Annotated in this window: 12 protein-coding genes; 2 read left to right on the top strand and 10 right to left on the bottom strand. The window is 48.7% G+C overall.

All coding sequences use genetic code 11. The features are described 5' to 3' along the window. The first annotated feature begins 33 nt into the window (after nt 1–33). Entirely contained in the window at nt 34–948 is a 915-nt protein-coding gene (locus tag MKY24_RS06445) for a Ku protein (protein WP_339201630.1), read from the top strand. Between the two features lie 22 nt (nt 949–970). Here MKY24_RS06445 and MKY24_RS06440 read toward each other — a convergent pair whose 3' ends face one another. The 8 genes from MKY24_RS06440 to MKY24_RS06405 form a co-directional block, all read right to left on the bottom strand. Further along, the gene (locus MKY24_RS06440; RefSeq protein ID WP_339201629.1) at nt 971–2,776 is read right to left on the bottom strand and encodes an ABC transporter ATP-binding protein; all 1,806 of its coding nucleotides are present in this window, start codon (nt 2,774–2,776) and stop codon (nt 971–973) included. A gap of 142 nt (nt 2,777–2,918) precedes the next feature. After that, nucleotides 2,919–4,415: a nucleotidyltransferase family protein gene (locus MKY24_RS06435; RefSeq protein WP_339201628.1), complete on the bottom strand. Its 1,497-nt coding sequence runs from the start codon at nt 4,413–4,415 to the stop codon at nt 2,919–2,921. A 47-nt stretch (nt 4,416–4,462) separates the two neighbouring features. Then, entirely contained in the window at nt 4,463–4,930 is a 468-nt protein-coding gene (locus tag MKY24_RS06430) for a lasso peptide biosynthesis B2 protein (protein ID WP_209941286.1), read from the bottom strand. A 1-nt stretch (nt 4,931) separates the two neighbouring features. Beyond that, nucleotides 4,932–5,234, bottom strand: a complete 303-nt coding sequence (locus MKY24_RS06425; RefSeq protein ID WP_053324868.1) for a lasso peptide biosynthesis PqqD family chaperone — start codon at nt 5,232–5,234, stop codon at nt 4,932–4,934. Then, entirely contained in the window at nt 5,221–6,264 is a 1,044-nt protein-coding gene (locus tag MKY24_RS06420; RefSeq protein WP_339201627.1) for a serine kinase, read from the bottom strand. Before MKY24_RS06420 ends, MKY24_RS06425 begins: the two co-directional genes overlap by 14 nt. Before the next feature lie 189 nt (nt 6,265–6,453). Continuing rightward, entirely contained in the window at nt 6,454–6,582 is a 129-nt protein-coding gene (locus MKY24_RS06415; protein ID WP_023987454.1) for a paeninodin family lasso peptide, read from the bottom strand. Nucleotides 6,583–6,634: 52 nt separating this feature from the next. Then, nucleotides 6,635–8,560, bottom strand: coding sequence for an asparagine synthase-related protein (locus MKY24_RS06410; RefSeq protein WP_339201626.1), 1,926 nt, complete (start codon nt 8,558–8,560; stop codon nt 6,635–6,637). Continuing rightward, complete coding sequence (locus MKY24_RS06405; protein ID WP_143757154.1) at nt 8,557–9,825, bottom strand: sulfotransferase; 1,269 nt, start codon at nt 9,823–9,825, stop codon at nt 8,557–8,559. Before MKY24_RS06405 ends, MKY24_RS06410 begins: the two co-directional genes overlap by 4 nt. Nucleotides 9,826–10,039: 214 nt before the next feature. On the opposite strand from MKY24_RS06405, the gene ligD reads away from it, so the two are divergent. Further along, complete coding sequence (gene ligD / locus MKY24_RS06400) at nt 10,040–10,942, top strand: non-homologous end-joining DNA ligase (RefSeq protein WP_053324865.1); 903 nt, start codon at nt 10,040–10,042, stop codon at nt 10,940–10,942. A gap of 69 nt (nt 10,943–11,011) precedes the next feature. On the opposite strand, the gene MKY24_RS06395 is transcribed toward ligD, so the two are convergent. Both MKY24_RS06395 and cls read right to left on the bottom strand, forming a co-directional pair. Beyond that, on the bottom strand, nt 11,012–11,956 hold the full coding sequence (locus tag MKY24_RS06395) for a YitT family protein (RefSeq protein WP_023987451.1): 945 nt from the start codon (nt 11,954–11,956) through the stop codon (nt 11,012–11,014). 195 nt (nt 11,957–12,151) lie between these two features. Beyond that, complete coding sequence (gene cls, locus MKY24_RS06390; protein WP_028543093.1) at nt 12,152–13,582, bottom strand: cardiolipin synthase; 1,431 nt, start codon at nt 13,580–13,582, stop codon at nt 12,152–12,154. Between the last annotated feature and the right edge of the window lie 11 nt (nt 13,583–13,593).

Genomic DNA, 13,593 nt, shown 5'->3' with positions numbered 1-13,593 from the left:
AAAATGCGGATTAAAAAAAGGAGGAGCGGCGTAATGCATACAGTCTGGAAAGGTGCGATCAGCTTTGGGCTGGTTCATGTGCCCGTTAAAATGTTTTCTGCGACTGAGGATAAGGACATTTCCATGCGTTATATTCACAAGGAGTGTGGAAGCCCACTTAGCTATGTACGAAAGTGTCCCGTTTGTGACAAGGAGGTCGAATGGGAGGAAATTGGAAAAGGATACGAATATGAAAAAGGAAAATTTGTCATGTTCGACAAGGAGGAACTGGAGCAAGTTAGCGGACAAGCGGATAAAAATATTGTTATTTTAGATTTTGTGGATTTACAGGAAATTGATCCGATTTACTTTCAGAAAACGTATTATCTGTCCCCAGATCAAACTGGCTCCAATGCGTATAAACTGCTCATGAATGCGATGAAGGATACCGGGAAAATCGGGATTGCCCAAATCTCCATCCGCTCTAAAAGCAGCCTGGCGGCTATTCGGGTGTTGGATGAATGTTTGGCGGTGGAGACGATGTTTTACCCCGATGAAATTCGCCCCATTGCTCAAGTGCCTAACTTACCGGGGCAGGAGGAGGTTAAAGAGAAGGAGCTAACCATGGCAAAAATGCTAATCGAGCAGCTATCTACACCTTTTGATGCAGCAAAGTATACGGATCAGTACCGCGAGCGTCTTCTGGATCTCATTCAACATAAAGTGGCTGGTGAAGAGGTGCGAATCGCCCCAACACAGCCTCAGACCAATGTAGTAGATTTAATGGCCGCCCTTCAGGCCAGCATCGAGGCAGTGCAACCTGTCGTTACCGATCCCGGCTCTGCTGCGAAAAAACGCCCTGCGCGTAAACCAGCGGCCCCAACAGCACAGCAGGCTGTTGCAGGCGAGAACATCTCTCCGACTCCAGTCAAAAAGAAAAGAAGCACTGCCAAACGTAAAGAAACTTAAGCTGAGTTACAGAAAAGTCTGGTTAAGGGGTGGCGGTGACACTGCTTTGATACGATAGTAGCTGACTGAACGCCCCCCGCTCCTCTTGTTCCAGTTGGTGGTAGTTCCCCTGCTGTATGACCTCGCCTTGATCCAGTACGACAATTTGATCCGCATGTCTGATGGTTGACAGGCGGTGAGCAATGACGATCAACGTCATTTGACCTTTCATCCGTTCCAGTGCTGCCTGAATTGCGGCTTCATGCTCACCATCCAGCGCACTTGTCGCTTCATCTAGTATAAGTACCGAAGGATGATGCAAGACAGCCCGTGCTAATACTAGCCGTTGACGTTCTCCTCCAGACAGACGAATCCCGCGATCTCCAATTACTGTGTCCAGCCCTTCGGGCAATCTGGATACAAAGTTGTCTGCGGCGGCAAAATGTAACGCCTCCCATAGCTGCTGCTCACTAGCATCCTTATCTGCCAGCATCAAATTTTCGCGGACAGTCGCGTGAAATAAAAATGGGTCTTGTGACACGTAGCCAAACGACTGCCGCCACTGGAGCAACAATTCGTCGTCCAGAACAAGCCCGTCTATTGTAATCTGCCCCCCAGTTGGACGTAAAAAACCCATCAGGACATCGACCATTGTACTTTTACCTGCTCCCGATTTCCCTACAATGGCTGTCATTCCCCGAGCGGGTATGAACAAGTTAATATGACGCAGCGCAGACTCTGCTGCACCATCGTAGCGATAATCCAGATGGCTGCATTCGATCCCATGACGAAGGGACAGGGGTTGCCGTACAAATGCAGATACAATCAATGACGGATCTGTGAAAGCTTCGCACTCCTGTTGCACCTTGGTGACACTCTCAAAAGCGGAGATCATAGACATGATGTATTCCAGACTCGCTTGAATAAGAGCAAATCGGGGCCATAAGCGTGAAAATATAAGAATCAGCACAATCAGTTTTTCAGGAGTAACATGCAGCCACTGCAGCGATGTAAATATGACACAAGCGACAAAAACAGCTGCCGCTGTACGATGAAAAAACTGTGTGGTCGCATTTTGCCGGACAAATTGGGTCGTATTATCCTCCATGCGTTGTGTCAGGGAGCGAAACCAATGGATATTCGCCGCTTCCAACAGATTGCTTTTAATATCTTTCATGCCGTTCATGTGATCCGTAATCCCAGCAAAATAAACCTGCGACAGCTCAGTGGTACGATCACCTAATTGTTTGGCATTTCGAATGGAGCGGCGGAACACGACAAACAGCCCCAATCCACTCAGAAATACCAGCCCGGTTAAAGAGGGGGATAACCAAAAAGCCAACGCAATCTGGATCATCGTAAACATGACAGCAGTAGTCAGTTGAAGAAGCAAATTCGTTCCCTGACTGACACGCGCCAGCTCGGTCGTCATCACATGGCTAAAATCAGATTTACGCTGACGCAAATAAAATGCCCACTGCGCCTTCATAAAGGAAGTGTACACGTCTATTCGCAAAGAGCGCATAAAACGCTGCTGAATCCGCGAATTCAGGATGGATTGGTAACGCTGAAGCAAAGCCTGCCCTGTAAGCAGCACTATAAAAACCATCAACATCCCCGGCAACAGCCAGCTTTTAGGAATGAACGGCAAAAAATGTTCCAATCCACCAGACAGAAATGGCATCCCTGAATGACCAACAAATACGCCGATAGCCGCCAGCATAGGAACAAGCATATAAATGCCAAAACCCTCCAGCAGGCTGACAATGATCATACATCCAATATTGAGAAATAACGCACCGCCGTTCACGCTATACAGCTTTGTCATATATAATCGCAGGTGAACCATAATGCACACTCCTTATCCAGGATTTTGAAAAATTCGATTCCAGTCGCTCCAAAGTGCAATATATAGACGAACTAGACCATTTCGATCTATATATTGTTCATTGAAAGTCGCTTATTGGATTTTTGCAAAATCCTCTATCGAGTCAGTGCTTTGAAAATCGCCGCTTCAGCCAAAGAAATGGACGTAAAGGGATATACAAAAAATGCAGCTGGCGAGGCAGTGGAAAAACGGCCGAATCCCCCGTAGAAGGAAACAAACGGCTGATGAGGTACCATAGTCTGTGTCTTGGCTCTTTTAAGGAAAGCAAGTAAGTGCGGCTGACCGGCTGATGGGCAGCCGCCGTGTTTCTGGTCATGACTTGGCTGGAGGCGACAGCTGGAGTAATGGGGGCACAACTGGTAGCAGTGCTCATCGGGCTATGGTCGTCGTTACTGGCATCTTCCGTGATGCTAGTAACGCCACTGGTGGCAAGCATGGCTGCTTCGCCACAGGTACCGCATACTGAAGCACCGCCATCCGGAGGGGCGGCTTCCGCTTGCTCCGCCAAAGCTCTGCTATGCAGCAGCTCTGATGGAGCAAGCCTACCTGTACTCGGCCCGTGGGCAATCGGGTACGGTGCGGGAACGCTGGCCTGCATGAAGGCCAGCGCGCTCAGTGCGAGCCTGCGCGCCTGCCGGGTAGCCGATACCGGACGCATCGACTCCGGTATCGGCGTACCCAACAGCGCAGCGGCGAGTGCCCAAGCCTGCCCCCCAGCAGGCAGGCCCCCGTAGCGGCGCATCATCGGCAGTAGCGCCTCCCAATCGACAGCACATACCGCAAGCCTGTCGATGTCAACCAGCCAGCGTAGCCTGAACCAGCCGTGACGCGCACCATGCGCGCTCAAGTACAGAAATTGATGCTCGCTGCCAAGCGTATACATACAGGACGTCATCACAGTCCTGTTGTCGGCAGATCCCAACGGTACCTGCCGACCGGTTCCTGCAGCTTTGCCCATTTTCCGGCAGTTCCACAGCTCGTCAAAAGAGGGTTCCCCACCCCCATCCGGGTGAAGCCGCCAATGCAACTCAATCTCTACCCGTTTTTGCGGATGGAGGTAGGATGCATGATGGTCCTTCCATTTCCAACTACCAAGGACACGCACTTCTCCGCTCTTGGACGCATATCCGGCTTCCTTCATCCAATGCTCAGCCTCATCCATATCGTCAGGGGCAATGAGTAAATCGATATCCTTGGAGGTACGCAGAGAAACATCCCCGTACAACTGCTGCGCCAGAGCAGGACCCTTCAACATAAGCACACGAATTCCATGAGCTATGAGCAGCCTGGTCAGACGCTCGGCTTCTGCTTGAAGATGGAGCATGCGAAGCGTGTTTCGATGATACTGCGCCTGAAGGTTTCGCAACAATTCTGCGGGAATGAACGGATGATTCAATGTTTTCAGTTGGAGATACACCGTAGGTACCACTCGATGGTGCTCGGTCAGACGTAAAAATCGGACCCAATCCATCTCACGCAGCTGGGTAGCAGCAGTCTTATCCTGCCAATGAGAAACGTCTTTCCCCAATAGAGAGAGTAACAACGTTAATTCTTGATCCTCATTCCAATTCGCAAGTTCCAAAACAGACTTGGTGGGCATGCATTCTTCTCCTTCTTGTCTCATCGCATTAAAGCAAAGAACTGCCTTTATCTTTCATTTTTTGTATTTGTAGCCATCACAGCACGTCTCCCGAATATCCCCACCACCGTAAATGCTTCCATCTCCCGTTTCCCCGTAACATAAATCGGTCCGCTACGTACCCATGCATGTGCGGCCAAGCGTCCAGCGGCATTTTTGGCTGTGCCCAGATACAGCGTGCAGTCCAGTTTTCTGCGCCCCAGCAACGTCATCGCCGCAGCGGCTTGTACAAGACAACTACTGCGCCAAGGAGTATAACGGCTTGCCAGCTCCACAGCGTGCGAAATCTGCTGAATGGACTTCTCCTGCCTGACATCACACTGCCATGGAGTTTCTTCCATACATATGCCCCAAACCCTTGAGTAATCCCCAAAAGAACGACGCTGGCGCAGCCTCGCCCATCCCAGCTCCAGCCAGGCTTCCGGCAACAATTTCCTGACCTCTGGAGACAGGAGAAGAAGCCGTTGTATCCGCATGTTATACCGACTCCCGTAGAAGCTTTAACAGTCCTTCCCGCTCCAACTCAGCCACAAAGGTATGTACCTGCTGTCTGCACTGTTCCTCGTCCACCTCATATTCATTCGTCAGGACAGTTACGATATCGCCAAGTGAAGGACCGGATTCTGCCAGTTCCCAGATTCGTCCTCCTGTGAAGCCTAAGTTATAATATTTACCAGTGTTAATGCTCATCATCACTTTTTCTCCGTCCATATCACTGACATAGACCTCTTCACCGTAAATGACGCGATAATGGTCCTTAGCTGAATTAGTGGCTGCCATAACTCTTTTCCTCCTTACGAATGATATCAAGTACCCGTTGTACAACCTCGGACGCAGTAAAGACGGAACTATCCCTCAGCAGCCGCCAGCCCTCTACTTTACGAGCCATCCTAGCCGCTGTATCAAACGACCATTCACTCAAACCCATTCGCGGAATAATCACCCTACGATATGTATGTTGTAGTAATGTATGCAAGCACTCCAGAACGTTCAAGGGCTGTTCCGTAACCGCCATTAACTCCCCTTCGCGCATCAACGCACGGATTGGAGAATCTGCCACAAGCTCGAATACGCCCCCTAAGGGCAGCGGATCGTTAAAAAATTCATCTACGGCGGGTACGGCATATTTATTCAGTTCACCTGCAAGCATACGCAGATCACTGTATTGTGGCATTACAGAATTGCCATCAGTTAGGGACCGTATGTTATTTCTTTTGCGTGCATGCTTGTTCTCCCGTAAAGCCTCCAGTTGGAGCAAGCTATCCAACCCCAGCTTTTGCTGCGGATAAGCTGGATACACGATGGCTGAGGAAGCCGTAGCTTTTACAGCAATCACGTCATCACTAACCATCTGATAACCTGCCTGCCTAAAAGCAGCAGCCAGTGTCGATTTGCCCGTACCCGATTCACCCACAAATGCATAGGCCCTCTCCCCGATGACGACCGCACTTCCGTGAATAGGTAATATTCGTCTTTGCATCAGCAGAACACCCATGCATGTACCCAGCACAAACAGCCGCACGGTGTCAGGATCGGCCCCAGAGAATATGCTTACCTCGATCTCCTTGCCTTCCCTGACGGCATAAATGGCCGTGCCTGGTATTTGGAACATAAATCGCTCATCTAGCATCACAAAATTGGCCTGCTCCAGCTGACCACTCCATGCAGTTAAATCAGCCTGTCGAATGACTACATCCTCTTCTGCTTCCGGTGCTGCCAGGATCAGCTCAGGCAGATTCAGCTCACTGGCAATTCTGAGTCCAAAGGCTATATATTTCGTCCAACTGACATTTGCACTCCTGTCATGCACGATAGGACTCACTCCTCTGTCCTTAAAAATCCCGTCTTTATTTCTTGGGCAGTACCTCTAACCCGAAGAAATAAAGACGGCTTTGTATTGAATACGAGTCCAATGGATTATGCTATTCTCGTTCATTCAGTCGTTATCGGACCAGTTTTTTGCTTCCAGCCCAACATCGGCTGCATGTATAACCATGTGTTAGCTTGGATTATGAAGATCGGCATCGTGGTCAGACACCCAGTCAATCTGTTTCCAGCCTTTACCCGCCATAGTCTGGTTAATATCCAGCACCTCTATCGTCGGTTCCTGCCATTCTTTTTTACTCATCTCATCACCTCCCCTCCAACGAATGGCGAACTGTCTGACCGGATAGGTTCGATCAGTTCAATCTACAGAGAAAACGGTACACGATCAGGCTATGCATTAGTAGTCGTATATTCGGATCAGACGCCTGCTCAGGGCGGGGGTGGTGAAGTTTCGCCATAGCCGTCTTAATAAACTCAATATTGAGATATTCGGCGGCTCGTAAATCATGACACATCAGTTGAAGCTCTCCCATAAACGTATCCCAGCAAGGAAGCATTCGATGTAGCCAATCTGCAGGCTGCACACCGCGTACCCGCTGGTTCAATCGAACATCATCAGGTAGATGATCACGCATGGCCGTACGAATGAGGGCACGGTCCCGACCGTTTTGCACATACTGTTCAAAAGGCACCGATAAGCAAAAGCGAATCACTCGGCTGTCTCCGGTCGGATCACGTTCCCACAGGCCATACCGTAGTGAAAGTTTGGTCGCGACCACACCATTTTTGTTAGCAATCGCCAAATTCGAAAATTTCTCTTTTCTCGTCTGATCGGCGTTTTTCATCCAGCCTGTTCCGCTCAATACAGGAATATCTTCTACATGCATCCGTTTGGCAAACTCCGGGTGGATCAGTGAAGGAACGGGACTTCGATTGCTACGCCGCAGCCATGAACGAGATTCAAGCGAAGTCGCTTTTTTCAACATCACAGGGAGTAGATGAGACATACGCCTGCCCGTAAGCTTGCTGTATCGCCACAACCCCTGAAAGGATTGCAACCAGTGCAAACGACGAAACTGCCGGGCATAATAGTCTAGTGCAGGGCCCCATGATACGGTAAAATTGCCTCGTGCCCCGGTTAATAGTACACCGACATTGTGCTCCTGTGCTTTTTCATAAAAACCTCTGATCCAGAAGGAGTTTTCAAAATATTTGTAGGGTGCTTCCATGAGTTCCAGCCAAATATCAATTTCAGAAAACGGACTTTTCCCCTCAAAATCCATATAATTTTCGTGAATGTTGCCTACATAGCGAGCCGTAGACTGAATATAGCTTCGTTCGTTCGCCAGCAATGTAGGCGGTGTCCAGTCTGTAAAATCTTGAACAGGCACATAGCTGTAGGCATGCAGCGGCTTTTGTTGCAGGTGCAGCGATGGCGCGGCAAAGCTGGCAACCGCCCCGGAATCCAGCCCTCCGCTCAAGGCAGCCCCTACAGCACGATGCGTCCGTAGTCGGGCAGTGACCGCCTGTGTGAACACCTCGCGGAAAGCTTCTATGTACTCGCCCCCTGTTTTGAGCCGCAGTGGCTCTACCTCATCCAGACATGCATATTTATGAAGGGTTCGCTTCCCCTCCTCCATAGTGAACCAATGTGCAGGAGGAAGCTGGTTGATATGCTTGTATGCAGTCGTTCCGATATCGACGGATTCCTGCATGGCACGGATGGACAAAAATTCGGCCAGCCACGGTTCATGCAGTTCTTTTCGCAGAGAGGACAGGGCCAAAAGTGGAGCGACCACCGTGCTAAACGCGAATCCTCGGTCATGTTGGTACATGTACAGCGTACGATTTCCTGTCACATCTCGAGCACCATATAATCGATGTTCCTTGGCATCCCAAATGACAAAGGCAAAATCACCTATCAGATAACTGGCTGCTTCCACTCCCCATTTGTCATATGCCAGCAAAATCAGCTCGCTGTCCGTGATATCTTGCCGCCGTTCCTGCTCAACTCCCAGCCGTTCAAACAGCTCGGAACGATTGTCAATAATCGCATCCGCCGTGATTGCCAAATCTCTTAGCTCATCATAGAAGGGAAGACGCTCATGAACAGATTCCGGGGTCACATGCTGGGCATGACAACCCAAAAAAATTGAGCCTTCGCACCAAGCGCATACGCGGTCAGCGGGATATTTTCGCAGGGCTTGCATCATTTTCCCGCCTTCTTCGGTGCTTACGGACTCATGTCCAAAGCTATAGATTCCGGCAATCGCACTCACGTTCTTCCCCCTTTTTCTTTTCCTATGCTTGATAACGCTACAGACGCCAAGCGCCCGAGCTTACGGGCAAAGAGGCTGCGAGATCGGAGACCTTGATTTGGGCGTTGATAGCTTTGGAGCTGAGCGATAAGACGGTTCCGCTCCTCATAGCTATGTGCCAACCTGTTTTCCAGTGATTGGATCCGCCGATCGTTCACGATCTGGTCCACCTCCATCCTTGCCAGATCTTGAGGTACAGTATGATGGGTTGCATTTATCACAAGTTCTCTGTTATCTGCATCTTGGTCTTCCAGCATCCGATAAGCTGCCTTCCATTCAAAGCCGCTTTGTTGGAGAAATTGTTGTGTACGTTGACTCAGCAGCTCTATATCCGGCTCATCTTCAAAGCGGACTCCAGTCATCTGCTCAGCCTGCTCCAACGCTTCCGCGTACCCAAGCTGCCTAAACATGCGGGACCCAATGCTTCTGCAATACAGCTCAATTTCCGTTTTACTCAACAAATGTTGCCAGCTATGTACCGAATCCTGATGCGCCTGCTCATGCTCTCCTACGAATGGATCACCCGCTCCCATACTATAAAAAAGACTGGATTTGGGCGTATCCGCAAAGTCTCCGTACTTTTCCATCCCCGGCTCATACTTGATCCCCAGAAAACCGCACAGCTTCTCGATCTCCATCGTTGGATTGGATACGAGTTGTTCATACCTAAGCGGGTATGCAAGTGGATGAGGTGTAGCAAAATAATGAGCATAACGGAACAAACCAACCGTAATATCCGTCATTTTCATATTAAAATGCGGACTCCCCAGTTCCTCCAGCAGTTGAAAACGTCCATTCCGTAGCTGATTGACCTTTTTGAATGAGGCCACAATGGCTAAAGGATTCCGGATAAGCCACAGCCTGCGGGCATCAGGGAATAAACGGTCTATAAATTCCAGCACCGTATAGTAACGCGGGGATTTGTCGATAAGCATATCTGCTGTAGTTCCTTGAAGCAGACCATTATATATTTCAAGTGCATACGAACGGGAGGCCTGCTCCAGTACATCGGAGGAAACCATACCTTTAAAAAATTGCCGAAGTATCCCTGTTCCTCCATATGGCCGTGCATGTGACTGAGGAAGATCATATAAACTGAGCAGAAACCACATTTCCTGTGTGGCAAACAGGCGGGAATGGTTTTGCAAAATGGCGGTAAGCAGCGAGCTTCCACTCCGAGGGACACTTAACAGGAATACCAGCCCTCCGCCTTGCTTTTCAATCAAGCAAACTCCTCCTCTACCTCTGCTCAAGACACTTTAATAGATACATATCGTATTTTTTATTATAAATTTATGATACATAATGTATCTTGTCAATCCCTTTGATGGATAAATTCAGCACTTCACGTTCATGTTAAACCATATGTAGATCTATAAGTGCAACAATCAGCCTGTAAATAAAGATTTTGCTGCATGTTAGCCAAAGGAGGATAGCATTATGGGACAAGCTGTTAAAGGTACTATTACCATTGAAGGTCAGGAAATTCCTATCACAAACCCGGATAAACCGCTGTGGCCTGAAGCAGGCGTGACTAAGGCGCTATATCTTCGCAAGCTCGCGGTATTGGCTCCCTTCCTGCTCAAATATTGCCATCATCGCCTACTGACCGTCATCCGCTGGCCACATGGGATTCACGGTGATTTTTTTTATCAGAAAAATGCCCCACGTCCTCGGCCGGACTATATTGAAACCGCTCTGCATGATGGTATTGAATATATCGTGCTCGGCAAATTGCCACAACTTCTCTGGCTTGGTAATCAAGCTGCGTTGGAATTCCACCCCTCTCTGCATGAAGCGGGAAGCAAGCTGCCCTGTGAATGGATGATTGACCTTGATCCATCCAGAGAGGTGGAGCCACGTATTATGGAGGCAGCCTCTATTGTCGGTGAAGTACTGGCTTCGCTTGGTTTGGATTCCGTCCCCAAAACTTCCGGGGCCACAGGTGTACAAATTATCGTTCCGATCCGTACAGGCATAACCTTCGACGAACTTCGCAGCATCGGGCTATTAGTTGGACAGTTTGTGACAGAAAAGCACCCGCATCTGTTCACACTCGAACGGTTAAAGAAGGATCGGGGAACAGCCATCTATTTTGATTATTTGCAGCATTATCAGGGGAAAACTCTGGCCGCTCCTTATACCCCGCGGGCACGCCCCGGCGCTACGGTCTCCACTCCGCTAACATGGGAAGAGGTACGGCAAGATGTATCACCACTTGACTACCATTTGCTGAATATTGAAGAACGACTAAACCAGGTAGGTGACTTGATCGACAAGGTTCCTCCCCAGCCCGTAGAAGACGTCCTCAAGCATATGCGCACCAATGCACACCGAACCTGATCCATGCTTGGAAGAACAAAAAAGGGGACGAACCCCGCAGCCATTAGGCTGAGAAATTGTCCCCTTGCGCTAGTGTATTCCTTTTTTCTTAAAGCGTCCGCCCTTCACATCGTGAATGTTACCGATCGCAACGAAAGCGTGCGGGTCCCAATCTTCAACGATGCTCTTCAGCTTCGCTTCCTCCAGTCGGGTAATGACGACGAAAATCACTTTCTTGCTTTCGCCCGTAAAGCCGCCTTCACCTTCCAGATAAGTTACGCCCCGTCCAAGACGGTCTGTCAGGGCATCCCCGATATCACGGTATTTTTCACTAATAATCCAGACCGATTTGGACTGATCCAGACCCTCAATTGTAATATCAATCATTTTCATGGCGATATAATAAGCAATCATGGAATACAGGGCATTCGGCCAACCGAACACAAAACCTGCACTTCCCAGAATGAAGATATTAACGAACAGTACGATCTCACCGACCGAAAAAGGAGTTTTTTCACTGACGAGAATAGCTACGATCTCTGTTCCATCCAGCGAGCCGCCGGACCGAATCACAAGACCCACCCCAACGCCGAGAATGACGCCCCCAAAGATAGCACCCAATAGTGGTTCGCCAGGAGTCAATGCACTTACATTGTGAAGTAACGCGGTACCGATGGACATCACGATAATGCCGAATAATGTGGATAAAGCGAAGGTTTTACCGATTTGTTTGTATCCGATAAGTAAAAATGGAAGGTTCAACAGGGTCAGGAAAATACCGAGTGGATAGCCAGTAATCTTGGAGGCCATAATGGAAATACCTGTGACGCCTCCGTCGATAACGCCGTTAGGAACCAGAAATATTTCGAGGCCCACTGCCATAAGCGTCGCACCAAAAATAATCATGGCCGCACGCTGAAACAGGCGTTTTGCTTTGTTCTTCGGATTAGCTGGAATTTTGCTGATCTTGGTCAACTCTCCGGTTACATCTGTGATTTCAGACAGATTTTGAACTTCCTTGCTCACTACACTCATATATAAATCCCCCCGTTACAGTATGGTATATTGGACCGAAAAAGGGGCTGCTATCCGCAGTCCCCTCTCCTTTACCGCGCTTGTGTTATATGAATAGTATACCATAAAACTGTGATTTTGCGCAAAAAAGTTAGCAAAGAGCACATAAATCACAATAAAGCGGGATTATATCGATAAAAACGGCGAAAACCGCCTTTAAAGGAGTGGAGAGAGCATGCGAGTTAGAATTTCAGCTATTTTCTGAGATCGAGGCCGTCTGCGGAACACGTTTAAATCTATGCGTGAGGAGTTGGAAATGTCCTCTACAAAATCTTCCGAAAGCCGTTCCAGTGCTGAATTAGCAAAAACTATAGCGGTCAACTCAAAATTATAGAAAAAGCTGCGCATGTCCATATTGGCGGTCCCGACCGAGCCGAGTAAATCATCGACAATCACCACTTTGGCGTGAATAAATCCTTTTCGATATTGGTAGAACTCCACCCCTGCCTCCAGCAATTCTTGCACATAGGATAAAGACGCCAGATGAACCAGCTTCGAATCGGATTGGTAGGGAATAATAATTTTCACATCTACGCCACTGACTGCTGCTAGCTTGAGCGCCTCATAAATCCCCAGATCGGGAATAAAATACGGCGTCGTAATCCAAATCCGCTTTTTGGCAACTGTGAGCGCTCCAAAACACATTTCCTGAATCGTATCCCAAACCTGATCGGGACCGCTGCTCAAAATCTGTACTTCCTCATCCCCAGTGCAGGTATGTGGAGGAAATAAATTCACATCCATCAGCCTTTCCCCTGAGGCCAGCTTCCAGTCGCTAAGAAATGCATTTTGCAGAAAATAAACGCTATCTCCTTCAATCTGCAAATGCGTATCCCTCCAAAATCCCACTTTGGGGTATTTTCCGAGATAATCGTCGCCTACATTAATCCCTCCCACAAATCCGATCATGCCGTCCACCACCACGATTTTCCTGTGATTGCGATAGTTAATCCGGCGGTCCAACGTGGCGAAAAACGGAGGTAGAAAATAATGAAATTCCACTCCCGCCTCACTACAGGTACGAATAAAGGAATAGGGCAAATGGTAGCTTCCTACACCGTCCACAACGAATCGTACCTTTACTCCCTCACGTGCCTTGCGGATCATGACCTCTTGAAACTTTCTTCCGATTTCGTCGGCCCGAAATATGTAAAACTCCACATGGATATGATGTTGTGCATGTTCCATCGCTGTCAGCATAGCCTCGAAGGTTTCTTCACCGTTCGTCAGCACACGTGTGCGATTACATCCAGTCAACGGGTTTTCCGACATACGAATTAACTGGTTAAACAGTCGCTCCTGATGCTTGAAATGAGGATTATGCATTTGCTCCACATGTTCAATCACTTTGGATTGCGCCCACAGACGCTCGCGAAACTCACGAAACAGCTGCGATCCCCCTTTTCGAACCATTTTGCGCTTCTGATAATCCTGTGCAACAAAGTAGTACACGACAAAGCCAATGAGCGGGAAGCAAAACAAAATAAAAAGCCAGGCTACCGCTTTGGACGGCTTGCGAAATTCAAAGAGCAGGATCGTCCCGGTCTGAAAAATAAAAACAATTAAAACCAACAGCAACCACAGCATGTCTAAGCCTC

It is taken from the genome of Paenibacillus sp. FSL P2-0322, assembly GCF_037975315.1.
In the GTDB taxonomy this organism is placed as follows: Bacteria; Bacillota; Bacilli; order Paenibacillales; family Paenibacillaceae; genus Paenibacillus; species Paenibacillus polymyxa_B.
This window is presented reverse-complemented; position numbering and strand designations above follow the sequence as displayed.

Bases quoted from the DNA above. Each gene is read 5' to 3' on its own strand.
- MKY24_RS06445 (WP_339201630.1), top strand. From the start codon at position 34: ATGCATACAGTCTGGAAAGGTGCGATCAGCTTTGGGCTGGTTCATGTG.
- MKY24_RS06440 (WP_339201629.1), bottom strand. From the start codon at position 2,776: ATGGTTCACCTGCGATTATATATGACAAAGCTGTATAGCGTGAACGGC.
- MKY24_RS06435 (WP_339201628.1), bottom strand. From the start codon at position 4,415: ATGCCCACCAAGTCTGTTTTGGAACTTGCGAATTGGAATGAGGATCAA.
- MKY24_RS06430 (WP_209941286.1), bottom strand. From the start codon at position 4,930: ATGCGGATACAACGGCTTCTTCTCCTGTCTCCAGAGGTCAGGAAATTG.
- MKY24_RS06425 (WP_053324868.1), bottom strand. From the start codon at position 5,234: ATGGCAGCCACTAATTCAGCTAAGGACCATTATCGCGTCATTTACGGT.
- MKY24_RS06415 (WP_023987454.1), bottom strand. From the start codon at position 6,582: ATGAGTAAAAAAGAATGGCAGGAACCGACGATAGAGGTGCTGGATATT.
- ligD (WP_053324865.1), top strand. From the start codon at position 10,040: ATGGGACAAGCTGTTAAAGGTACTATTACCATTGAAGGTCAGGAAATT.
- MKY24_RS06395 (WP_023987451.1), bottom strand. From the start codon at position 11,956: ATGAGTGTAGTGAGCAAGGAAGTTCAAAATCTGTCTGAAATCACAGAT.
- cls (WP_028543093.1), bottom strand. From the start codon at position 13,582: ATGCTGTGGTTGCTGTTGGTTTTAATTGTTTTTATTTTTCAGACCGGG.